The sequence below is a fragment of the Pseudomonas sp. genome (assembly GCF_030683065.1).
GTDB lineage: Bacteria > Pseudomonadota > Gammaproteobacteria > Pseudomonadales > Pseudomonadaceae > Aquipseudomonas.
Genome location: NZ_JAUXMX010000043.1, coordinates 1 through 21,951, shown reverse-complemented (window position 1 = coordinate 21,951; position 21,951 = coordinate 1). Strand labels below are relative to the sequence as shown.

Genomic DNA, 21,951 nt, shown 5'->3' with positions numbered 1-21,951 from the left:
CAGGGCGAGGGGTTTTAGCATGGTGGCATCAACCCATAACAACAATCGGTGATCCCCATGCGTGCTCTCAAAGCGATGTTTCTTCCCCTGCTGCTGATCGGCAGCCTGATTGGCTTCGACAATCTGCATGCGGCTGGTGACCTGACTCGGCGGGGCACCGCACTGCCTGATTTGCGCCTGGGCAGCGAAGAGAGCGACTACAGCATGTCGCAGAAGGAATACCAACTGGAAACCGGCAAGGCTTACCAGTTGAAAATTATCGCCAGCGGGCAGAAGGAATACGCCTTCCAGGCGCCGGAGTTCTCCACCTCGATCTTCCTACGCAAGATCGAAGCCGGCGGCGTGGAAATCAAGGCGATCACCCTCACCGAGCTTGAGTTCGAGGATGCCGGCGAGGCAGAGATCTTCTTCGTGCCGATCAAACCCGGCAAATTCCCCTTCTTCGCCAAGGGCCTGGAAGGCAAGGGCATGCTCGGCCACTTCGTGGTCAAGTAAGGCATGTCGGCGCTTTGGCGCATCAACCTGTTAGTCAGCCTGTTCTTTGTCCTGGTGACTGCTGCTGGCTTGGCGTTACTTCTGCGCCAGGCCAGCCATGACGTGCAGCGTGAAATGCAGGCCGCCGAAACGGTGGTTGAATACCTGCACGAGGCCGCATTGCGCGACCCTGCAAGCATGCAGCCGAGCCTGACCGGCAGCCTGCGCCATATTCGTGTGCAATGGCTGGAAGTCGGCCAAGTCGCAGTCGAGAGCGGCCCAGGCTGGCTGGATCGCTGGCTGGGCCAACACTTGCTGAGTGCTCAACAGCCGCCGCCGGTACTGCAGATGGCTGACGGCCGCCAGGTCCAGATTGCTGTCGACCCCACGGACGAAATCGACGAAGTCTGGGATTCCCTGCTGCAACTCCTGGTGCTCAGCACCCTGGCGCTGATCTTGAGCTTGCTGACCATTCGCTGGGCGGTGGGTCAGGGGCTGGCAGTGCTTGATGAGTTGTTCAGTGGTTTGCAGCAAGTCACCCAAGGGCAACTCGATACGCGCCTGCAGACGCACACGCTGCCTGAGGCGCGGCGCTTGGCTGGGCATTTCAACTCCATGGCCACCACCTTGCAGCAGGTGCAGCTGGATAACGCCGAACTGACCCAGGCTCTGCTGGCGCTGCAAGAGCGCGAGCGCACTCGCCTGGGGCAGACCCTGCATGATGACCTTGGCCAATACCTCAGTGGTATCCGCGCCCAGGCCTGTCTGCTGCGTGCCGTGGCCGATCAACCTGAGGCAGTCAGAGTCACCGCGCAGTGCCTGGAAGCCAACTGCCAGCAGTTGCAGGATGGTTTTCGGGCGCTGATTCGAGATCTCTATCCGCTGGTACTGGAGCGTCTCGAGTTGGGCGAGGCCTTGCAGCAACTGACGCAGGACTGGCAAACCAGCCAGGGTGTACGTTGCCGGCTGTTGGTCAGTGAAGGCCTGCCGCAACTGCCATTGCCGAGCAAAGCCCATCTGTATCGCCTGATCCAGGAAGCCCTGACCAATGTGGCGCGGCATGCCCAGGCCAGCGAAGTGCGCGTGCGCTTGCAGCATCAGGGCGGCCGTTTGCGTCTGCTGGTGCGCGACAACGGCATCGGCGCGCAGATGCCTCAGCGCGCAGGCATCGGCCTGCGCTCGATTCGCGAACGGGCACGCTGCCTTGGCGGCGTGTTACGCCTGCATAGCCGGCCTGGTGCCGGTTGGGCGCTGTGCCTGAGTATTCCACTGACGGGGAATGACTGATGAAGATTCTGCTGGTCGACGACCACGCGGTGGTGCGTCAGGGCTATGCCAGCCTGCTGCGCGCCTTGCTCCCGGACGTGCTGGTAAGCGAGGCCTGCGATGGCGAGCAGGCCCTGCAACGGGTCCAGGAGGAAATTCCCAACCTGGTGATCATGGACATTGGTCTGCCGGGCATCAGCGGCCTGGAAACCACCCGGCGTTTGCGCCAGCGCCTGCCACAACTGCGCGTCTTGTTCTTCAGCATGCATGACGAATTACCGCTGGTGCGTCAGGCGCTGGACGCCGGAGCGATTGGTTACCTGACCAAAAGCTCGGCGCCGGAAGTACTGGTCGAAGCAGTCAAGCGTACCTTGGCCGGGCATGCCTATATCGAACAACCGCTGGCCACCCACCTGGCCTGCAACCCGGTGCATCAGGGCAGCACCGACCCGCGCCTGCGCAGCATGACCCAGCGCGAGTTCGAGATCTTCGTGATGCTGGCTAAAGGCATACCCACGCGCATCATCGCGGAAAAACTGTGCATCAGCGGCAAGACCGTCTCCAACTACATGACCTTGTTGAAGAACAAACTACAGGTCGGCTCGCAAGCCGAACTGGTGCACCTGGCCATCGATACCGGGATACTGCGGGTGGGGATGGAGAGCGCGTAGGGCTTGTTTTTTTGCAAGCGCTTTCGCGGTCAAGGCTCATTAAAAAAAATAACTCGTTGTTTTATATCTAGAAATTAAATCAGAACTGGTCCTTTTAGGAGCGGCTTTAGCCGCGAATTCTTAGCTGCTCAGCCAAAGTTTCGCGGCTGAAACGGATCGCCGCCCGGCCGCTCCTAGCAGGTGCAGTCGGATCAGCAAGCGCGATTAGCTCCGTTTACTGCGTGACAGCGCGGCGTCTGGGCGACGGGGGATCTCCTACTGAACTGCGGCGAACAGCGAACCGTAGGAGCGGCTTCAGCCGCGAATGCTTTTACCTGCTATACCCAATGCGAACCAATAGTATCGAGGCGAGGGAATGCCTAGACCAGATTTTTCCTGTGCGCATCGTTTGCGTACCGGCCGTTTCTCCGAACCTAGCCGCATCTACCTGCTGACCACCGCCGTCCACAAACGCATGCCGCTGTTCCGGGATCTAAGCCTGGGACGCCTGCTGGTCGCTGAATTGCGTGCCGCTCATGATCAGGGCTGGGTGTCCTCCCTGGCCTGGGTGGTGATGCCGGATCATCTACATTGGTTAGTCAGGCTTGAGTCGCAGTCGTTGGACGAATTGATGCAGGGCATCAAGGGTCGTAGCGCCAGACGGATCAACCACCAGCTCACACGACGTGGGCCGGTGTGGCAGAGCGGTTATCACGATCGTGCCCTGCGCAAGGAGGAGGATATGCAGGAAGTAGCCCGTTATGTGGTGGCCAATCCCCTGCGGGCAGGACTGATTGAGAGGGTTGGCGATTACCCGTTGTGGGATGCCATTTGGCTGTAGAGCACATTCGCGGCTGAAGCGGAACGCCGCCCGGCCGCTCCCACGGTTGTATACCTTTTCAGTCCCAGTCCTGCGGGCAGGCCGTGCAGCCTTGCATATTAGCGCCCTGGAAATTGCCGTAGTGCCTGCGGGTACCGCTCAGGTCGGCGTTTTCCAGGTTGGCGCCGGACAGTTTCACTTCCTGCAAATTGGCATCGATCAAGGACGCGCCCTTGAGGTCGGCTTTGCTCAGCCAGGTCATTTCCAGGTTGGCTGCCCGCAGGTCGACGTTGTGCAGTTTGGCGCCGGACAGGCGGGCGAATTCCAGGTCGGCGGCGCGCATATTGGCATTCTGGAACTGCGCGGCCTGGGCGAACAGGCCCCAGCCGCGGATGGCCACCAGGGTGCTGTCGGTGAAGTCGGCCAGGCGCAGGTTGCTTTGTTGCAGGCTGGCGCGGGTCAGGTTGGCGCCTTGCAGGCTGGCGTTTTCCAGGTTGGCCAGGTCGAGGCGGGCGTGACGCAGGTTGGCGCCGGAGAGATCGGCACCGGCCAGGTTCATTCGGCGCATGTCCTGGTTGTTCAGGTCGGCATTGCGCAGGTCGGCGTTGGGGCATTGGCTGTCGGCTTCTATGCGGCAACCGTTGACGGTCAGTACCTCATCGGCGGCCAGTACCTTGCAGCCAATGACCAGTAAAATCAGGGGTAAAAACAACGTCAGGTAGTTCATGGCGATTGCTCGGTAGGGGGTGCGGGGCCGCTTATGCCGTGCGCACCGAGGTATACGAAGGCGGGTGCCCGGCAGGGCACCGGAACGAGGAGGGCTGTGCGCATGGCGCACCCTACGAGGTGCACCATGCGGGCTGGGCTCAGCGCTTGGCCGTGCTCTTGTCCCAGCTCGGCAGCTTGAACACCCAGAACGAACCGCCTTGGGCGATCGGCTTGGTCAGTTCGGCCATGTCGCCGCCCCACAGCGGCACTGCGCCGCCGTAGCCTGAGGTCACGCCGATGTACTGCTCGCCATCCTGTTCCCAGGTGATCGGCGGGGAGATGATTCCGGTGCCGACCTGGAACTTCCACAGCTCCTTGCCGTTCTTCGCGTCGAAGGCCTTGAAGTAGCCGTCACCGGTGCCGGTGAACACCAGGTTGCCTTTGGTTGCCAGCACTCCGGCCCACAGCGGCAGTTGTTCCTTGTGTTCCCATTCAACCTTGCCGGTGGTGGGGTTCATGGCGCGCAGGATGCCGACGTGGTCGTCGAATAGACGTTTGATCCTGAAGCCCATGCCCAGGTAAGCGGAGCCTGGCTTGTAGACGGCTTCCTCGGCCCAGTAGTCCTCTTTCCAGTGGTTGGCAGGCACGTAGAACAGGCCGGTGTCCTGGCTGTAGGCCATCGGGTTCCAGTTCTTGCCACCAAGGAAGGGTGGCGAGACTTCGACCGATTTGCCTTTGGTTTCGCCCGGCTCGGGTTTGGGCGGACGCTGACCTTCATTTTCCACCGGGCGGCCGGTTTTCAGGTCGATATGGCTGGCCCAGGTGATCTTGTCGACGAAGGGGAAGGCGTTTTGCAGCTTGCCGTTGGCGCGATCAACCACATAGAAGAAGCCGTTGCGGTCGGCATGGGCAGTGGCCTTGACGGTCTTGCCATCCTTGTCCTTGTAGTCGAACAGCACCAGTTCGTTGTTGCCGGAGAAGTCCCAGGCATCGTTCGGCGTGTGTTGGTAGAACCACTTCACTTCGCCGGTGGTGGCGTCGACGCCAACTTGGCCTGAGGTGTAGAGGCTGTCGAAATCTTTCGGATCGCCACCGTCGGCGGTCCGCGCCCAACCGTTCCACGGGGCCGGGTTACCAGCACCGACGATGATGGTATTGGTCTCTGCATCGAAGCTGGCGCTCTGCCATGGCGCACCGCCGCCCTGGCTCCAGGCTGCCTTCTTGCCGGTTGGGTGGTTGGGGTCATCCGGCCAGGATGGCGCTTTTACGTCGCCGGTTGGCGTGCTGTCCTTGCCGTTCATGCGGCCCATATGGCCTTCGACGAAGGGGCGCATCCAGACTTCTTCACCGGTATCCGGGTCGCGGGCGAACAGCTTGCCGACCACGCCGAATTCATCGCCGGAGCTGCCGTGGATCAGCAGGGTTTTGCCGCTCTTCTGGTCTTTAACCAGGGTCGGTGCGCCGGTCATGGTGTAGCCGACCGCGTGATCACCGAACTTCTTGTTCCATACCACTTTGCCGGTGTCTTTGTTCAATGCCACGACGCGTGCATCGAGGGTGCCGAAGAAGACTTTATCGCCGTAGATTGCCGCACCGCGGTTGACCACATCGCAGCACGGCCGAATGTTGTCCGGCAGGCGGTGGCTGTAAGTCCACAGGCGTTTGCCGGTCTTGGCGTCGAGGGCGAATATCCGCGAGTAGGAGCCGGTGACGTAGATCACCCCGTCGTGGATCAGCGCTTGCGATTCCTGGCCGCGCTGCTTCTCGTCGCCGAAGGAGTAGGACCAGGCCGGGGTCAGCTTGAACACGTTCTGGTCGTTGACCTGAGCCAGTGGGCTCCAGCGCTGGGCGTTGGTGCCCATGCCGTATTGCAGCACGTTGGTGGTGGTCAGGTGGTCGTTGGCGATGTCGTCCCAGGTGACGTTCTTGGCCAGCGCACTGCCGCTCAGCGCCAGGCCGCCGACCAGCAGCAGGCTGTGGATGGCGAGGGCCACGGGATGTGGCGTGCTGGGTAACGATCTTATTGTCATGGTTGTGGTTCCCATTGGTGGTGGAGGCAAGGTCGCCGGTGAGCGACCTGTGAACCGATAGTGGAACCACGGCCGTTTCGCCGAAACGGAAAAGCTCCCGCTCGTGCCGGGAAAAATGCCCAAACCGGACATGACTTAGGCTTGCTGCGAAAGCCCTGCCCAAGGCTCGCCACAAGCTCTACTACCAAGGGACTAGGTACGAGCCACCAAAGCAGCATTCGATGCGTGTCGAGGTCTTTCTACTATGGCTACAACCAAGCTCCATAAAGTCTGTGTTGCGTGCACTCGAAGAGGTCTCGATCATGAAAATCCAACAAAAAACCGCTGCCGCCCTGCTGCTATTGGCGTTCTCGACCACGCTCTGGGCGCATGGCGATGTGGTGCCGCAAGCCGTCAAGACCGAAGGGCTGGAAGCGCTGGGTGAAGAGTGGCTGGAAGAGAACCCCTACCGAGAAAATGCCAGGGCCATTGAAATCGGCGCCTCGGCCTACAACCAGAACTGCGCGGCCTGCCACGGCCTGGAAGCCAAATCGGGTGGCATTGCCCCGGACCTGCGCCTGCTCGAAGTCGGCGCCTTGGGTGATGAGTGGTACAAGGAGCGGGTGATCAACGGTGCGGTGCGTGACGGTCGCGTGTACATGCCGAAGATGGCGGATTACCTCAGCCAGGAAGCGTTGTGGGCCGTGCGCAGTTACCTGGAGAGCTTGGCGATCGAGGAGTGACGGCCATGCGCCTGAGTGTCCTGCTGTTGAGTGCGTTGCTGAGCACCCTGGCCGTGGTCGCTGCACCGGCCCAGGCCCAGGCGCCGGTGCGCAGCTATGATTCGATCATCGAATCGGGTGTGCTCAAGGTCGCCCTTTATGATGATTTCCCGCCTTACAGTTTTCAGCAGGATGGTCAGCCACGCGGGGTCGACTATGAAGTGGCTCAAGCCCTGGCCAGCGGCCTGGGTCTCAAGCTGGAGCTGATCTGGGCGCCAGCCGGGGAGAAGCTCGACGACGATCTGCGTGACTACATCTGGCGTGGTCATTACCTGCGTCCGCAGGTGTTGGCCGACGTGATGCTGCGCGTGCCTTACGATCGTGAATTTTCCCACATGAGCAACGAGTTCGGCGAGCTGGTGAACGAGTTGGTGGTGATGTTTGGCCCTTACCAGCGCGAACGCTGGCAAGTTGCCTATGATCGGCGCCGGCTCGAGGCCGTGCCCAGTGTGGCGGTCTTCCAGAAGCACCCGATTGGTGTCGAGGTCGACAGTGTGCCGTCCTTTTATATGTCCTCGGTGTTCGACGGCATGCTCAGTGGCAAGACCCATCACTTCAGTAATCCTCAGGCGGCTTTTGCCGGGATGAAGAATGGCGAAGTCGATGCAGTGATGGCCATGCGCGGCGAAATCGACTGGCAGGTGAAGCAGGCTGCAGACAGCAATCTGGTCTTGGCCGAGAACGCCTACCCGAACATGGGCAGGCAGGTCTGGGACATTGGCATGGCGGTGCACGAAACCAACCGGCAGCTGGCGTATGCCCTGGAAGAAAAACTCGAAGAGCTGATTCTTGCCGGTGATCTCAAGCAGCTCTATGGCCGCTATGGTCTGCGTTACGAGCTGCCGGGCTTGTACCAGGAAATCGAGTGAAGCTGACGAACTGTCGCGCACGGCAATTGCGCCGTGCGCGACAGCGTCGCCCATGATTGGCACATGGCCAAATATCAGAGCGTGGCTTGCACCGCAGGCACGTTGTCTTTTAGTTCAACGATGTCGGGGGCGACCGGGGTGAATGTCAGCTCCAGGCGCTCGCTGCTCCAGGCGCGAGTCTTGTTGGTCAGCTCCAGGTTGCCATCCAGCTTCTGGCCGTAGGAGGGGATGATCTCCTTCAGCTTGGTCTGCCAGGCTTCGCTCTGCAGTCTGTCCTTGAAGGTGCGCTCAAGCAGGTGAAGCATGATTGGCGCAGCGGTCGAGGCACCTGGCGAGGCGCCCAACAGCGCAGCGATGCTGCCGTCTGCCGCACTGACCACTTCGGTACCGAACTGCAGAATGCCGCCATTTTCAGCGTCCTTCTTGATGATCTGTACACGCTGACCGGCCTGCAGCAGGCGCCAATCTTGATCCTTAGCCGCCGGGTAGTAGTCGCGCAGCGAGTCCATCCGGTCGTCCTGGCTTTGCATCAACTGGCCCATCAGGTAGGTGGTCAGTGACATGTTATCCAGGCCGGCGTGAGCCATGGGCATGACGTTGTGGGTGGTCAGGCTGGCGAACATGTCCGTCCAGGAACCGTTTTTCAGGAACTTGGTGGAGAAGGTGGCGAACGGGCCAAACAGCAGCGCCTTCTGGCCATCGATCACGCGGGTGTCCAGGTGCGGTACCGACATGGGCGGCGAGCCGACCGAGGCCAGGCCATAAACCTTGGCCTGGTGCTGGCTGACCAGTTCCTGGTTGTTGGTGACCAGCCACTGGCCGCCAACCGGGAAACCGGCATAGCCGTCAGCTTCGGGGATGCCGGATTCTTGCAGCAGCTTGAGGGCGCCACCGCCAGCACCGATGAACACGAAGCGGGCGTTGACAGCGATCTCTTTCTCGCCGTTGGCCAGGTCCGCGACCACGACTTTCCAGGTGTTGTCATCGTTGCGCGAGATGCCGCGCACTTCATGCTGCAGGTGCAGGTTGAAGGTGTCGGCCTTGCGGTTTAGCGAGGCGATCAACTGGCGGGTGATTTCGCCGAAGTTGACGTCGGTGCCAAAGGTCACGCGGGTGGCCGCGAGTTTTTCGCCAGGCTGGCGCTCGGCCATGACCAGCGGAACCCACTCGGCAATCTTGGCCGGGTCTTCGGAGTATTCCATGCCGCGGAACAGGGTGCTGTGCTGCATCGTCTCGTAGCGCTTCTTGAGGAAGGCGGTGTTCTTCTCACCCCAGACGAAGCTCATGTGCGGGACGTTGTTGATGAACGACTTGGGGTTGTTGAGGAGGCGCTGCTCGACCTGGTAGGCCCAGAACTGCTTGGAAATCTCGAAGGATTCGTTGATCGCCACGGCCTTGCTGATGTCGATGCTGCCGTCGGGCTTTTCCGGTGTGTAGTTCAGCTCGGCCAGGGCCGAGTGGCCGGTACCGGCGTTGTTCCAGGCGTTGGAGCTTTCGTCGGCGACTTGATCGAGACGCTCGTAGAGGTCGATGGTCCAGGTCGGCTCCAGCTCAGTGAGGTAAGTGCCCAAGGTGGCGCTCATGATCCCGCCGCCGATCAGCAGTACGTCCACGGTTTTTTCGGGCTCGGGCTGCTTGGCGCAACTGATTACGCTCAGGCACAGCAGGGGTATTAGCAGTTTTTTCATTAGGCAGACCATTTGGCAGATGAATGTTGCTCACGACGGACGGGCCGGTGGGCAGTGAAGCGACGGTGTTAGACAGGCGCGTGGGCGGCCAGTGCGGACTTTTGTGCTGCCCTACCAAGCAAAAGCGATGCCGAAACGATTCAGCAAGCGTTTTTCGCCTGCTGTAGCGGCAATCTGCCGCAATCAACGATCCGCCGATGGCGGAAACTCGCCAGCACGCTATCGATTTTACCGACATACCTGGCGGTTTCTCGCCACGTGTTCTGCCCGGCCTGGTCTGTGAGTCGGTATTGCTACCAAGGGAGTAGTTAAATCGGCACTGCGATCAATTGTTGCGCGGGCCTCTGCAGCCAAGAATTAACGGCAGACCGGGAAAATTTCCCGGGGATAACAATTAACCCGCAGAGGTAACCGCAATGAAACACTCCGGTCTACGTAAGCCCTTCGTGCTGAGCGCACTGTGCGCCGCCATGTTCTTCCCCGCCGCATCGGCGTGGGCGGTCACCGATCAGGAAATCCTCAACGATGTAAACACAACCCATGAGATCGTGACCAACGGCATGGGCCTGCAAGGTCAGCGCTACAGCACGCTGGATATTCTTAATACCGACAACATCAAGGACCTGCGCCCGGTCTGGGCGATGTCCTTCGGTGGTGAAAAGCAGCGCGGCCAGCAAGCCCAGCCGATGATCAAGGACGGTGTGATGTATGTCACTGCCTCCTACTCACGGGTGTTCGCCGTGGATGCGCGCACTGGCAAGGAACTCTGGCAATACGATGCGCGCCTGCCGGATGACATCCGCCCGTGCTGCGACGTAATTAACCGTGGCGTGGCCTTGTACGGCGACCTGGTGATCTTCGGCACCCTGGACGCCAAGCTGGTGGCCTTGCACAAGGACACCGGCAAAGTGGTCTGGCGCAAAAGCGTCGCCGACCACAAGGCCGGTTACTCGATTACCGCGGCACCGCTGGTGATCAATGGCAAGTTGATCACCGGGGTTTCCGGTGGCGAGTTCGGCGTGGTCGGCAAAATCGAAGCCTACGACCCGAAAAACGGCGAACTGCTGTGGAGCCGCCCGACCGTGGAAGGCCACATGGGCTATATCTACAAAGACGGCAAGGCGGTCGAGAATGGCATCTCCGGCGGCGAAGCTGGCAAGACCTGGCCGGGCGACCTGTGGAAGACTGGCGGCGCGGCGCCTTGGCTAGGCGGCCTGTACGACCCGGAAACCAACCTGCTGCTGTTCGGTACCGGTAACCCGGCGCCGTGGAACTCGCACCTGCGCCCTGGCGACAACCTCTACTCGTCCTCGCGCCTGGCCCTGAATCCCGACGACGGCACCATCAAATGGCACTTCCAGACCACCCCGCACGACGGCTGGGACTTCGACGGCGTCAACGAGGTGGTGTCCTTCAACTACCAGGAAGGTGGCAAGACCATCCAGGCCGCGGCTACCGCCGACCGTAACGGCTTCTTCTACGTGCTCGACCGTACCAACGGCAAGTTCATCCGTGGCTTCCCCTTCGTCGACAAGATCACCTGGGCCAAGGGTCTGGACAAGAACGGCCGGCCGATCTTCGACGACAGCAACCGTCCGGGCGCACCGGGCGGCGAAACCAAGGGCACTTCGGTGTTCTCCGCGCCAGCCTTCCTCGGCGCGAAGAACTGGATGCCGATGGCCTACAGCCAGGACACCGGGCTGTTCTATGTGCCGTCCAACGAGTGGGGCATGGACATCTGGAACGAGGAAATCGCCTACAAGAAAGGCGCAGCCTACCTCGGTGCCGGTTTCACTATCCGTCCGCTGAACGAAGACTACATCGGCGTACTGCGCGCCATCGACCCGAAAACCGGCAAGGAAGTCTGGCGTCACAAGAACTACGCGCCGCTGTGGGGCGGGGTGATGACCACCAAGGGCAACCTGGTATTCACCGGTACCCCTGAGGGTTTCCTGCAGGCCTTCAACGCCAAGACCGGCGAGAAAGTCTGGGAATTCCAGACCGGTTCCGGCGTACTCGGTTCGCCAGTTACCTGGGAAATGGACGGCGAGCAGTATGTCTCCGTACTCTCCGGCTGGGGCGGCGCAGTGCCGCTGTGGGGCGGTGAAGTGGCCAAACGGGTAAAAGACTTCAACCAGGGCGGCATGCTCTGGACCTTCAAACTGCCGAAGGAGCTGGTGGCCAAGCGCTGATCGTTTATCGCTGAGGCACCCATGAGGCACAAGGCCGGCTTATTAGCCGGCCTTGTGCTTTCTGTTGTCTGGCGGATTGGTAAATCTATCTAGGGGCAAGCCATACAGAACACAGGTGATACCCCGTTGCGCAGCAAACTCTGTAGTAGCCGGTGGGACGCTTAGTCCTTGCGGTGCTCCGTCGATGCTTTCGATCTACAACGGCAGGAGCTACCCCGTCGTCCAGACGCCGCGCTGTCGCGAAGCAAGCTAGGTGCCCAAGGATTAAGACGGGTCGCCTAGGTCGGGCCGCGTAGGTTAGGCGCCCACAAATTGACCTGCTGCCAGCAGAATAACCGCTCCGTAACCCATCATGGATTTCAGCCACAACAACCGGATACAGGTATGAATCGCTCGATGGGTATCGCTGCGCTCAACGCCATCCTACGGTTACCGGCTCCTACAAGTGCACGCAAGCCGACAGGCGTGAATTGTCCCCAGTTTGCTGCGCGACGGGGGATCTCCTACGAAACCCGTAGCCCAGATGAACATACAAGTCCGGATTGCCTCCGGGTTATGGATGCGCAGGACTGTGTGGGAGGGGCAGGTGGTGAGCGGTGAACCTTTCGCGTCCTCGACTGCCAACCCTCTGTCGGGCGTGGGTTGGTGGTAGCGTCTATGCTGATCAGCCAAAGGTCATGTCACTTGGCATACGGTCGGACTCTCTACTACCAAATGACGAGAGGTTATGTGCCATGGGCGCATACCGGCCGCGCCTGCAGCTTCCTAATATCGAACCATGACCTGCTCCACGTTCCCAGGAGCAGGCTCCGACAATCGAAGAGAGGTCATCATCATGATTTACGCGAAACCCGGCACACCAGGCGCAGTCATCAACCTCAAGCCGCGCTACGGTAATTTTATCGGTGGCGAATTCCTTGCGCCGGTCGACGGTGCGTATTTCACCAACACCAGCCCGGTCGATGCCTCGGTAATCGGTGAGTTCCCCCGTTCCAGCGCTGCAGACATCGAGCTCGCCCTGGATGCCGCCCATGCCGCCGCCGATGCATGGGGCAAGACGTCAGTGCAGAACCGCTCCCTGGTGCTGCTGAAAATCGCCGACCGCATTGAAGCCAACCTCGAAGTGCTGGCTGTGGCTGAAACCTGGGACAACGGCAAGGCCGTGCGTGAAACCCTCAACGCCGACGTGCCGCTGGCTGCCGATCACTTCCGCTACTATGCCGGTTGCATCCGTGCCCAGGAAGGCAGCGCTGCCGAGATCGACGAACACACCGCCGCCTATCACTTCCACGAGCCGCTGGGCGTGGTTGGGCAGATCATTCCTTGGAACTTCCCGCTGCTGATGGCCGCCTGGAAACTGGCTCCGGCCCTGGCTGCTGGTAACTGCATCGTGCTCAAGCCGGCCGAGCAGACCCCGCTGTCGATCACCGTATTGATGGAGCTGATCGGCGACCTGTTGCCGCCGGGCGTGCTCAACGTGGTTCAGGGCTTTGGTCGCGAAGCCGGTGAGGCCCTGGCCACCAGCAAGCGCATCGCCAAGATCGCCTTTACCGGCTCCACCCCGGTCGGTTCGCATATTCTCAAGTGCGCCGCCGAGAACATCATTCCGTCGACCGTGGAGCTGGGCGGCAAGTCGCCGAACATCTTCTTCGAAGACATCATGAACGCCGAACCGGCCTTCATTGAAAAAGCTGCAGAAGGTCTGGTACTGGCCTTCTTCAACCAGGGCGAAGTGTGCACCTGCCCATCCCGCGCCCTGGTGCAGGAGTCGATCTACGACGCCTTCATGGTTGAGGTGATGAAGAAGATCAAGGTGATCAAGCGTGGCGACCCGCTGGATACCGAAACCATGGTCGGTGCCCAGGCCTCCGAGCAGCAGTACGACAAGATCCTCAGCTACCTGCAGATTGCCCAGGAAGAAGGTGCCGAGCTGCTTACCGGCGGTGCCGCCGAGCGTCTGGAAGGCGATTTGGCCAGCGGTTACTACATCCAGCCGACCCTGCTCAAGGGCAACAACAAGATGCGCGTGTTCCAGGAAGAAATCTTCGGCCCGGTGGTGGGTATCACCACCTTCAAGGACGAAGCCGAAGCCCTGGCGATTGCCAACGACACCGAATTCGGCCTCGGCGCCGGTCTGTGGACCCGCGACATCAACCGCGCCTACCGCATGGGTCGGGCGATCAAGGCCGGTCGCGTATGGACTAACTGCTACCACCTGTACCCGGCGCACGCCGCCTTCGGTGGTTACAAGAAGTCCGGTGTCGGCCGCGAAACCCATAAGATGATGCTCGACCACTACCAGCAGACCAAAAACCTGCTGATCAGCTACGACATCAACCCGCTGGGCTTCTTCTGATTGCTGTTTGCTACCCGGCACGTTCGCTCCAGCGTGCCGGTTCCAACCTGCGATAGGCCCCCAGGGCAGGATTTGCAGCAGGCTGCAGCGGCCTGATATGTACGGCAGCAAATCACTCTCGCAACGCGGCTTCGGCCGCGTTTTTTAATGCTGACGGTTAAGCCGCTTTTCGCAGGGCGGGTTACGCGGCGCGCCACGCTGGCGGTGCCTGATTATTCGTGGGTTGGCGCCGCTAACCCATCGGGCAGGGACAGTTCGTAGGACGCGGGCCGCGCCGTTCGTAGGATGGGTTGAGCGCAGCGATACCCATCAGCGATTCATGCTCGCGGGCTAATCCAGCGCGCAGGCAAAGTTGCACCGTGAGCAGGTCGGTTAGCGGTGCAGGCCGCCGGATCATAGGCCGTTGCGTCATTCGGGCGCTGCGTCAGCAGGCACGCCGCCATGATGGGTTACGCCGCGCAGAAAATGCAGTCTTGCCGGATATCGCCTGGGCGGCTAACCCATCCGAGAATCACAACAGCCTGTGGCTCAACGGCTTCTAGGCGCCGGTTTTCGCGGGCAATGTCCCCGAAAGATCTGTTTCCGTTTATCGCGCGCGGCGCTGTTCGTCGATGGCAAAGGTATTGTGCGTCAGGCGCAAAGCCGGGTTGATCGGTAGCGTGCTAATCTTCTTGGCCGGCCAGCCCAAGGCCGTGCCTTGTGAGTTTACCGATGCCCGCCAATGTTTCCGCTACCCACCTTACCCGCGGCACTGTCGCTTATCGCCGCGCCACCCTGGCGCTGTTCTGCGCCGGGTTTGCCACTTTTGCCTTGCTCTATTGCGTGCAGCCGTTGTTGCCGTTGTTGGCCGCGCATTTTTCGGTGTCGGCCGCCGGTAGCAGCCTGGCGTTGTCGCTGACCACCTTGAGCCTGGCGCTATGCCTGTTGCTGTCGGGCGCACTGGCCGAGAGCTGGGGGCGCAAGCCGGTGATGGTCGCCGCCTTGGGCCTGGCCTGTGTGCTCGGCATTGCCTGTGCGCTGGTCGAAACCTGGGACTATCTATTATTGCTGCGCGCGTTGCTCGGTCTGGCGTTGAGTGGCCTGCCAGCGCTGGCCATGGCGTATGTCGGTGAGGAATTCGACCCCGAAGCGCTGCCGGCTGCCATGGGCCTGTATATCGGTGGCACCGCACTGGGCGGCCTGCTGGGGCGCCTGCTCGCCGGCCTGCTCAGCGACATCGGTGGCTGGCCGTTGGCGTTGGGCGGCATTGGCGGCATGGGGCTGCTGGCCTTGGCGCTGTTTATCTGGCTGTTGCCGCCGTCGCGGCATTTCCGCGCGCAGCCGTTGTCGCTGCGCGGCTTGCTCGGCAACTTCGGCCAACATCTGGGTAACCCACAGTTGCGTGCGTTATTTATGCTGGCATTCCTGTTGATGGGCGGCTTCGTCGCGCTGTTCAACTATGTGGGCTTTCGCCTGGCGGCGGCGCCGTTCAATTTATCGTCGAGCCTGATCGGCCTGCTGTTCACGGTGTACCTGGTCGGGATTGTCAGTGCCGGCTGGGCCGGGCGCCTGGTATCGCGCCTGGGTGCGCGTCAGGTGCTGCAGGGCGGTATCGCGATCATGCTGCTTGGCGTCGCGCTCTGTGCCACGCCCTGGTTGAGCGCCGTGGTGCTGGGCCTGGGGTTGTTCACACTGGGATTTTTCGCTGCCCATGCAGTGGCCAGCGGTCAGGTGGGTCGGCATGCCAAGGGCGCCAAGGCGCAGGCCTCAGCCCTGTACCTGTGTGCTTATTATCTGGGCTCCAGCGTGGTCGGCTATGCCGGTGGCTATGTATGGGAGCATGCCGGCTGGCTGCCATTGCTGGCGGTGTTGGCCAGTTTGTTCGTGTTGGCGGGATGCTGGGCGCGCCGGTTGTGAGCTGTGCAGTTTGGTTCAGCTTAGGTTCAGCAAGGGTTCAGCGGCTGTTCAGCAAGACTCGGGCAACATAACTCCTGAGTTAAGCGACGCAACCATTCAGAACACTTTCCACTGAGGACGCCTTCCATGAACTTCAATCTGAGCAAGCTGGCCCTGGCCACTACCTTGACCTTTGCTGCAGTGGCCGCTAATGCCGGTGATAATTTCGTCGGTCTGACCTTGGGTCAAACCGATAACAACATCCAGAAATCCAGTGCGCTGAACAGCAACCTGAACAATCCCAAGCTCGACAAGGTGATTGATGACAGCACAACCTGGGGTGTGCGCGCCGGTCAGCAGAGCGATGATGCTCGTTACTACCTGACCTACGAAAATGTTTCCGACAGTGATCGTGGTTTCAAGCTGCGTCAGCAGAATTTGCTCGGTAGCTATGACATGTTCCTGCCGGTTGGCGATTACAACACCAAGCTGTTCGGTGGTGCTACCGCTGGCCTGATCAAGCTGGATCAGGAAAGCAAAGGCCTCAAGCGCGACAACGACATCGGTTACGCAATCGGCCTGCAGGCCGGTATTCTCCAAGAGTTGAATGGGAATGCGTCGGTTGAAGCCGGCTACCGCTATCTGCACAGCAATGCCAGCACTGAAGTGGCTGCCCACGGTGGCGGTAAGCTGGGCTCCCTGGACTTGCAGAGCAGCGGTCAACTCTATCTGGGTGCCAACTACAAGTTCTAAGAAGTTTTAACACTATCGCGCGCCATCGCGAGACTGTTACTCCGCTGGGGTCCGTGCTTGTAGCGCAATGCCAGCAGTGGGCGGAGGGTTTCTCACCGCCTCTAAACACTCTTGCCGCATCAAGGCCGGGCCATGTGCCCGGCCTACTTCATAGGGGAAGAAGCGCACCATGAAATTGCTGGTCGTGGAGGACGAAGCGCTATTGCGTCACCATCTCTACTCTCGCCTTGGTGAGCAGGGGCACGTGGTCGATGCCGTAGCGAATGCCGAGGATGCGCTGTATCAAGCCGATCAATACAGCCATGACCTGGCAGTGGTCGATCTTGGTCTGCCCGGCATGGGTGGCCTGGATCTGATTCGACAATTGCGCAGTCAGGGCAAGAGTTTCCCTATTCTGATTTTGACCGCGCGCGGTAATTGGCAGGACAAGGTCGAAGGACTGGCTGCCGGCGCCGATGACTACGTGGTCAAACCGTTCCAGTTCGAAGAGCTGGAAGCGCGCCTCAATGCGCTGCTGCGGCGTTCTTCGGGCTTCACCCAGTCGCGTATCTGCGCCGGCCCCTTGTTGCTGGATCTCAACCGCAAGCAGGCAACGCTCGATGGCCAGAGCCTGCAATTGACTGCCTTCGAGTACCGCATCCTCGAATACCTGATGCGCCATAATCAACAGGTTGTGGCCAAGGAGCGGCTTATCGAGCAGCTCTACCCCGATGACGAAGAGCGCGATCCCAACGTGATCGAGGTGCTGGTGGGCCGCCTGCGGCGCAAGCTGGAGGCCGACAGCGGTTTCAAACCGATCGAAACCGTGCGCGGTCAGGGTTATCTGTTTACCGAGCGCTGCCGATGAAGTTACGCATGCCGTATGGCCCTGCCATCAAGCGAAGGCGCGGCTCCTCGCTACGCTTGCGTTTGCTCCTGGGCACCGCCGTGCTGGCCGTGCTGTTTATGTTGGCACTGCTACCGGCTCTGCGGGGGGCCTTTGTGATTGCCCTCGAACAATCCATCGAACAACGCCTGGCCGCCGACGCGGCCGTTTTGGTGTCTGCGGCGCGTAGCGAAAACAATCGGCTGCTAATGCCCGATCAGTTGCCGGATGAAGAGTTTGAAAACATCGATGCCAGGCTGTTGGGGTTTATCCACGACCGTACTGGCAATCTGGTGTGGCGCTCGCGTTCATCCGAAGAGCATGGATTCGACTACCTACCCAAGTATGACGGCCAGGGCCATGAGTTCCTCAGGATACGAACCGCGCAAGGGCAGGAGTTCTTCGTCTATGACGTCGAGGTTGATCTGCTGCGTGACCAGAGTGCGGCCTTCAGTATCGTGACCATGCAGCCGGCCAGCGATTATCAGGGCATGTACAAGCGTTTCAATAATCAGCTGAACCTGTGGTTGGGCGGCGCGCTGCTGGTGTTGCTGACCCTGCTCTGGTTCGGTCTGACCTGGGGCTTTCGTAGTCTGCGCGGGCTCAGCGCCGAGCTGGATCAGGTGGAATCCGGGACGCTGGAGAGCCTGAGTGAGGATCACCCGCGCGAACTGTTGCGCCTGACGGGGTCGCTCAATCGCTTGCTCGACAGTGAGCGCCAGCAGCGCGAGCGTTACCGCCACTCCCTGGATGACTTGGCGCATAGCCTGAAAACCCCGTTGTCGGTACTGCAGGGGGTGGCCGAGGTGATCGCTACCCAGTCGCATAATCGCGAGCAAGCCCAGGTGCTGCAGAATCAGATCGAGCGCATGAGCCAGCAAATTGGCTACCAGCTGCAGCGCGCCAGCCTGCGCAAGAGTGGCTTGGTGCGCCATCGGGTGCGCTTGGCCGGGGTGCTCGACAGCCTTTGCGAGGCGCTGGACAAGGTCTATCGGGATAAGCAAGTAACCGTGCTGCGCGATTTCGACCCGAAACTGGACATTCCGATGGAGCGAGGCGCGCTGCTCGAACTGCTCGGTAATCTGCTGGAAAACGCTTATCGCCTGTGCCTGGGACAGATCCGCGTGAGTGCACGGTTGCAGGAAGGGGTATGCGAACTGCTGGTGGAGGACGATGGCCCTGGGGTGCCGGCGCATCAGCGCGAGCGCATCCTGCAGCGCGGCGAACGTCTGGATGTCCAGCACGCGGGGCAGGGCATCGGTACGGCCGTGGTCAAGGACATCATCGAAAGCTATGCCGGCGAGCTGTTTCTGGATGACTCCAGCCTTGGTGGCGCGGCCTTTCGTATGCGTTTCCCGATGGGCTGAGACGCCCTCTCAGTTTTCCTGTGCGCGATAAGCACCCGGCGTCAGCCCGGTCCACTTCTTGAACGCGCGGTGAAACGCCGAAGGCTCGGAAAAACCGAGCTGCTCGGCGATGTCCTGGATCGGCAGGTCGTCACGGCCCAGGTGATAGATCGCCAAGTCGCGGCGCAGGTGATCCTTCAACTCCTGAAAACTCGAGCCTTCTTCGCGCAGATGGCGGCGCAGGGTTTGCGGGCTCATGTGCAGCTGCCGGGCGACTGCTTCCAGGTCCGGCCAGGCGCTGCAATCACGGCCGAGCAGGCGGCGGATCTGGCTGATCAGGCTGTCGCCGCCATCCGGGCGGGCCAGCAGATCGGCTGGTGAATGCTCCAGGAACAGCTTGAGCGTGCGCTCGTCCTGCAACAGCGGCATGTCCAGGTAGCGTGCCTGGAACAGCAGGCTGGTGCTGCCCGCCGCATAGCGCCGCGGGCAGGGAAACAGCAAGTCGTATTCGTCGCTGTGGACCGGTTCGGGATAGCTGAAGGTGGCTTCCTCCAGGCGGATACGCTGGCCGATCAGCCAGCTGCCGAGGCGGTGCCAGATCACCAGCAGGCTTTCCAGCAGGAAGTGGTCCGGGTCCCACAGGTTGCTGTCATCCACACTCAGCCTGACCCGGTCGCCCTCACGTTCCAGACTGATGCCCGGCGCCTCGGGGAACAGGCTGTAGAACAACGCGCCGCGGCTCAGCGCTTTATCCAGGGTGCGGCAGTGGATGATCGCGTAACACATCATGGCGAAAGTACCGCGTTTGCTGCGCAGGCGGCCAAAGCCCATGTACTCGTCGTCCAATGCCTCCCACAACAGTTGCAACAGGCGGGTTAATTGCTCCGGAGCAATGCGCGCGCGCGGTTCGTCGAGCAGGGCCGGCTGAATATTTGCCTGGCGCAACAGCGGCGTGCAGTCATGGCCCAGGCGCTCGGCACCACGCAGGGCGGCACGGACGAAATGGCTGGCGATGGTGCGTTCGCGCATAAGGGATCGCTCGTTGATAAAGGCGCGCTGATGGTAGCCAGACGTGGGCCTGTGCAACAAGCAAACCCGTGCGGCTATGCATTCTTATTAAGGCGATGGCCGCTCACTGTGGCATCCAATGGCTAGCACTGCGTCGTGCGCGGCAGCGAAGCCCAACGGGACATGATCGATTGGGTCAACCCAGGCTGAGCGCATGGGTCATTGAGGCTACGGGTACGCGGGGCCTAACCTGCTGCACGACTTCAGCCACGGGAGCAACGCCCCATGCAGCGCATCATTTTCGACACCGAACACAGCATGTTCCGCGACGCCTTCGCCGCCTTTCTGAAAAAGGAAGTGCTGCCGCATCAGGACGAATGGGAAGCCGCCGGGGTGGTCAGCCGCGAGGTGTGGAAGAAGGCCGGCGACATGGGCTTTTTGCTGCCCTGGGCGGATGAGGAGTACGGCGGCGCCGGGCTCAAGGATTTTCGCTACGAGCAGATCATGTGCGAGGAGCTGGCCACGATAAACGAGCCGGGTTTTATGCTGCCGTTGCACTCGGCCCTGTGCGGCCCCTATATCGCCGAATACGGCAATGCTGAGCAGAAGGCGCGCTTTATGCCGGGCATCATCAGCGGCGATTTGATTCTGGCGGTGGCGATGACCGAACCCAGCGCCGGCTCCGATCTGGCGGGTATGCGCAGCACGGCGGTGGATCAAGGTGATCACTATCTGCTTAACGGCTCCAAGGTGTTTATCTCCAACGGCTTGCTGGCCGATGTGGTGATCGTGGCGGCCAAGACCGATCCGGCCAACAAACACGCCATGGGCCTGTTTCTGGTCGAGCGTGGCATGCCAGGCTTCGAGCGCGGCGCCAAGCTGAAGAAGCTCGGCATGCACAGCCAGGACACCGCTGAGCTGTTTTTCAATGACGTCAAAGTGCCCAAGGCCAACCTGTTGGGCGATGCCAAGGGCGGCTTCTTCTACCTGATGAATATGCTGGCCCAGGAGCGCCTGACCAACGCTTGCGCCGCGGTGGCGGCGGCCGAGGCGGCGTTGCAGGTGACCATCGATTATGTGCGCGAGCGCAAGGCGTTCGATCGACCGATCTCGCACTTCCAGAACACCCGCTTCAAACTGGCGGAGATGCGCACCCAGATCGACGTGGCTCAGGTGTTCGTCGACCGCTGCGTGATGGACCATAACCAGAAGAAACTCACCCCGGAAGTGGCCGCCGAGGCCAAGCTGTTCACCACCGAGCTGCTCGGCAAGGTGGTCGACGAGGGCGTGCAGTTACACGGCGGCTGGGGTTATATGTGGGACTACCCGATCTGCAAGATGTACGCGAACGCACGCATCCAGCGCATCTTTGCCGGCACCTCGGAAATCATGAAAGAGATCATCAGCCGCGGGATGAAGCTCTGAGCAGCAGGGGTTTAATGCTGTAGGAGCCCGCTTGCTGTGGTTCGGCACTCCGACGATGCTTTCTCGATGATCTGATCGCCAGCAAGCTGGCTCCTACAAAGGGCAATATTTAACTTCCCAGGCGTTGCACTTATTCTATGAATTCAGGGAGCGAGTACCGGGTTGTTGTTAAAGCGCTAAGGTTCATCTCGGCAAAACAATAAGAACGAGGGATTGTGATGACTGAGCAACTGCCCCTGAAGCGCCTGGCGCTCTGGGTCGAGAAGCGCCCCGATGCGGCCTGGCTCAGCCAGCCGGTAAATGGCCAGTGGCATGACTTCATCTGGGCGCAAGTGGATGAGCAGGCGCGGCGCATGGCCAGTGTCCTGCACACACTCCCGTCATTTTATTCTGCTGCGTGAAACCTGGACCGTGGACAACGGCTGCATGACGCCGACCATGAAAATCCGCCGCAATGTTGTCGAGGCGCGCTTTGTCGACCACGTGAGCGAACTGGATACCCGGCAGCCGCTGCATTGGCAGTGAGACGTTTGCTTTTGTAGGAGCCAGCTTGCTGGCGATCATTACTGCGCAAAAGCATCGCCAGCATCGGGTGGATGACGCTCTATCCATCCACCCATAGCGATGGTGGATGAAACAGGCGTTAGCTACGCGCCCCGGTCCACCCTTCATCGCTCTCGTGGCCCGGATGCAATCCGGGAGTTTGTTGATATTCCCCGGATTACATCCGTATATGGACTCCCCCCGTTTTGCCAGTGATACGCTCTTCAAACGAACCTAGGTACGACTGCTTCCGTATATCCGGCTTCTAATTAAGGCATTAGGTGCCTTGAGCCATAATGAAAATCCGCTCATGTGCTCCTGA

General features: G+C 60.7%; 18 protein-coding genes. 14 read left to right on the top strand and 4 right to left on the bottom strand.

Annotation, left to right across the window (positions count from 1 at the left end; all coding sequences use genetic code 11):
• Positions 1-57 precede the first annotated feature (57 nt).
• The 4 genes from Q8K09_RS14075 to Q8K09_RS14060 all read left to right on the top strand — a co-directional run bounded on the left by Q8K09_RS14075 (position 58) and on the right by Q8K09_RS14060 (position 3,231).
• A complete protein-coding gene (locus Q8K09_RS14075; RefSeq protein WP_305255603.1) occupies positions 58-495 on the top strand; it encodes a copper-binding protein in 438 nt (145 codons plus the stop codon).
• A gap of 3 nt (positions 496-498) precedes the next feature.
• The gene (locus Q8K09_RS14070; RefSeq protein ID WP_305255602.1) at positions 499-1,761 is read left to right on the top strand and encodes a histidine kinase; all 1,263 of its coding nucleotides are present in this window, start codon (positions 499-501) and stop codon (positions 1,759-1,761) included.
• The gene (locus Q8K09_RS14065; RefSeq protein ID WP_305255601.1) at positions 1,761-2,411 is read left to right on the top strand and encodes a response regulator transcription factor; all 651 of its coding nucleotides are present in this window, start codon (positions 1,761-1,763) and stop codon (positions 2,409-2,411) included. The genes Q8K09_RS14070 and Q8K09_RS14065 overlap by 1 nt, the downstream gene beginning before the upstream one ends.
• Positions 2,412-2,766: 355 nt before the next feature.
• Entirely contained in the window at positions 2,767-3,231 is a 465-nt protein-coding gene (locus tag Q8K09_RS14060) for a transposase (RefSeq protein WP_305255600.1), read from the top strand.
• Positions 3,232-3,289: 58 nt separating this feature from the next.
• Here the strand turns inward: Q8K09_RS14060 and Q8K09_RS14055 are convergent, their stop codons facing one another.
• Positions 3,290-3,937 carry a pentapeptide repeat-containing protein gene (locus Q8K09_RS14055; RefSeq protein ID WP_305255599.1) on the bottom strand — a complete coding sequence of 216 codons (648 nt, stop codon included), beginning with the start codon at positions 3,935-3,937 and terminating at the stop codon, positions 3,290-3,292.
• Positions 3,938-4,076: 139 nt separating this feature from the next.
• Positions 4,077-5,948, bottom strand: a complete 1,872-nt coding sequence (gene exaA, locus Q8K09_RS14050) for a quinoprotein ethanol dehydrogenase (protein ID WP_305255598.1) — start codon at positions 5,946-5,948, stop codon at positions 4,077-4,079.
• 302 nt (positions 5,949-6,250) lie between these two features.
• On the opposite strand from exaA, the gene pedF reads away from it, so the two are divergent.
• Both pedF and Q8K09_RS14040 read left to right on the top strand, forming a co-directional pair.
• Positions 6,251-6,670, top strand: coding sequence for a cytochrome c-550 PedF (pedF, locus tag Q8K09_RS14045; protein WP_305255597.1), 420 nt, complete (start codon positions 6,251-6,253; stop codon positions 6,668-6,670).
• 5 nt (positions 6,671-6,675) lie between these two features.
• Entirely contained in the window at positions 6,676-7,578 is a 903-nt protein-coding gene (locus tag Q8K09_RS14040) for an ABC transporter substrate-binding protein (protein ID WP_305255596.1), read from the top strand.
• 74 nt (positions 7,579-7,652) lie between these two features.
• On the opposite strand, the gene mqo is transcribed toward Q8K09_RS14040, so the two are convergent.
• Positions 7,653-9,266 (bottom strand): malate dehydrogenase (quinone), encoded by a 1,614-nt coding sequence (gene mqo / locus Q8K09_RS14035; protein ID WP_305255595.1) that lies wholly within the window; start codon positions 9,264-9,266, stop codon positions 7,653-7,655.
• A 416-nt stretch (positions 9,267-9,682) separates the two neighbouring features.
• Here mqo and Q8K09_RS14030 point away from each other — a divergent pair, with 416 nt between their 5' ends.
• The 6 genes from Q8K09_RS14030 (at position 9,683) to Q8K09_RS14005 (ending at position 18,674) form a co-directional block, all read left to right on the top strand.
• Positions 9,683-11,458 (top strand): PQQ-dependent methanol/ethanol family dehydrogenase, encoded by a 1,776-nt coding sequence (locus tag Q8K09_RS14030; RefSeq protein WP_370869539.1) that lies wholly within the window; start codon positions 9,683-9,685, stop codon positions 11,456-11,458.
• An 835-nt stretch (positions 11,459-12,293) separates the two neighbouring features.
• Positions 12,294-13,814, top strand: coding sequence for an aldehyde dehydrogenase family protein (locus tag Q8K09_RS14025; RefSeq protein ID WP_305255594.1), 1,521 nt, complete (start codon positions 12,294-12,296; stop codon positions 13,812-13,814).
• A gap of 711 nt (positions 13,815-14,525) precedes the next feature.
• A complete protein-coding gene (locus tag Q8K09_RS14020; protein ID WP_305255593.1) occupies positions 14,526-15,710 on the top strand; it encodes an MFS transporter in 1,185 nt (394 codons plus the stop codon).
• Positions 15,711-15,836: 126 nt separating this feature from the next.
• Complete coding sequence (locus tag Q8K09_RS14015) at positions 15,837-16,442, top strand: hypothetical protein (protein ID WP_305255592.1); 606 nt, start codon at positions 15,837-15,839, stop codon at positions 16,440-16,442.
• 169 nt (positions 16,443-16,611) lie between these two features.
• A complete protein-coding gene (locus Q8K09_RS14010) occupies positions 16,612-17,289 on the top strand; it encodes a response regulator (RefSeq protein WP_305255591.1) in 678 nt (225 codons plus the stop codon).
• Positions 17,290-17,297: 8 nt separating this feature from the next.
• Positions 17,298-18,674, top strand: coding sequence for an ATP-binding protein (locus tag Q8K09_RS14005; protein WP_305255590.1), 1,377 nt, complete (start codon positions 17,298-17,300; stop codon positions 18,672-18,674).
• Between the two features lie 9 nt (positions 18,675-18,683).
• Here Q8K09_RS14005 and Q8K09_RS14000 read toward each other — a convergent pair whose 3' ends face one another.
• A complete protein-coding gene (locus Q8K09_RS14000) occupies positions 18,684-19,682 on the bottom strand; it encodes an AraC family transcriptional regulator (protein ID WP_305255589.1) in 999 nt (332 codons plus the stop codon).
• A gap of 264 nt (positions 19,683-19,946) precedes the next feature.
• Here Q8K09_RS14000 and Q8K09_RS13995 point away from each other — a divergent pair, with 264 nt between their 5' ends.
• Both Q8K09_RS13995 and Q8K09_RS13990 read left to right on the top strand, forming a co-directional pair.
• Positions 19,947-21,086: an acyl-CoA dehydrogenase family protein gene (locus tag Q8K09_RS13995; RefSeq protein WP_305255588.1), complete on the top strand. Its 1,140-nt coding sequence runs from the start codon at positions 19,947-19,949 to the stop codon at positions 21,084-21,086.
• 218 nt (positions 21,087-21,304) lie between these two features.
• Positions 21,305-21,487 (top strand): hypothetical protein, encoded by a 183-nt coding sequence (locus Q8K09_RS13990; protein ID WP_305255587.1) that lies wholly within the window; start codon positions 21,305-21,307, stop codon positions 21,485-21,487.
• The last annotated feature ends 464 nt before the right edge of the window (positions 21,488-21,951 follow it).

Excerpts from the sequence above, each read along its gene's own strand:
- Q8K09_RS14015 (WP_305255592.1), top strand. The coding sequence starts at position 15,837 with ATGAACTTCAATCTGAGCAAGCTGGCCCTGGCCACTACCTTGACCTTT.
- Q8K09_RS14030 (WP_370869539.1), top strand. The coding sequence starts at position 9,683 with ATGAAACACTCCGGTCTACGTAAGCCCTTCGTGCTGAGCGCACTGTGC.
- Q8K09_RS14065 (WP_305255601.1), top strand. The coding sequence starts at position 1,761 with ATGAAGATTCTGCTGGTCGACGACCACGCGGTGGTGCGTCAGGGCTAT.
- Q8K09_RS14020 (WP_305255593.1), top strand. The coding sequence starts at position 14,526 with ATGCCCGCCAATGTTTCCGCTACCCACCTTACCCGCGGCACTGTCGCT.
- exaA (WP_305255598.1), bottom strand. The coding sequence starts at position 5,948 with ATGACAATAAGATCGTTACCCAGCACGCCACATCCCGTGGCCCTCGCC.
- Q8K09_RS14000 (WP_305255589.1), bottom strand. The coding sequence starts at position 19,682 with ATGCGCGAACGCACCATCGCCAGCCATTTCGTCCGTGCCGCCCTGCGT.
- Q8K09_RS13990 (WP_305255587.1), top strand. The coding sequence starts at position 21,305 with ATGACTGAGCAACTGCCCCTGAAGCGCCTGGCGCTCTGGGTCGAGAAG.
- Q8K09_RS14010 (WP_305255591.1), top strand. The coding sequence starts at position 16,612 with ATGAAATTGCTGGTCGTGGAGGACGAAGCGCTATTGCGTCACCATCTC.
- Q8K09_RS14005 (WP_305255590.1), top strand. The coding sequence starts at position 17,298 with ATGCCGTATGGCCCTGCCATCAAGCGAAGGCGCGGCTCCTCGCTACGC.
- mqo (WP_305255595.1), bottom strand. The coding sequence starts at position 9,266 with ATGAAAAAACTGCTAATACCCCTGCTGTGCCTGAGCGTAATCAGTTGC.
- pedF (WP_305255597.1), top strand. The coding sequence starts at position 6,251 with ATGAAAATCCAACAAAAAACCGCTGCCGCCCTGCTGCTATTGGCGTTC.
- Q8K09_RS14025 (WP_305255594.1), top strand. The coding sequence starts at position 12,294 with ATGATTTACGCGAAACCCGGCACACCAGGCGCAGTCATCAACCTCAAG.
- Q8K09_RS14055 (WP_305255599.1), bottom strand. The coding sequence starts at position 3,937 with ATGAACTACCTGACGTTGTTTTTACCCCTGATTTTACTGGTCATTGGC.
- Q8K09_RS14060 (WP_305255600.1), top strand. The coding sequence starts at position 2,767 with ATGCCTAGACCAGATTTTTCCTGTGCGCATCGTTTGCGTACCGGCCGT.
- Q8K09_RS14075 (WP_305255603.1), top strand. The coding sequence starts at position 58 with ATGCGTGCTCTCAAAGCGATGTTTCTTCCCCTGCTGCTGATCGGCAGC.
- Q8K09_RS14040 (WP_305255596.1), top strand. The coding sequence starts at position 6,676 with ATGCGCCTGAGTGTCCTGCTGTTGAGTGCGTTGCTGAGCACCCTGGCC.
- Q8K09_RS14070 (WP_305255602.1), top strand. The coding sequence starts at position 499 with ATGTCGGCGCTTTGGCGCATCAACCTGTTAGTCAGCCTGTTCTTTGTC.
- Q8K09_RS13995 (WP_305255588.1), top strand. The coding sequence starts at position 19,947 with ATGCAGCGCATCATTTTCGACACCGAACACAGCATGTTCCGCGACGCC.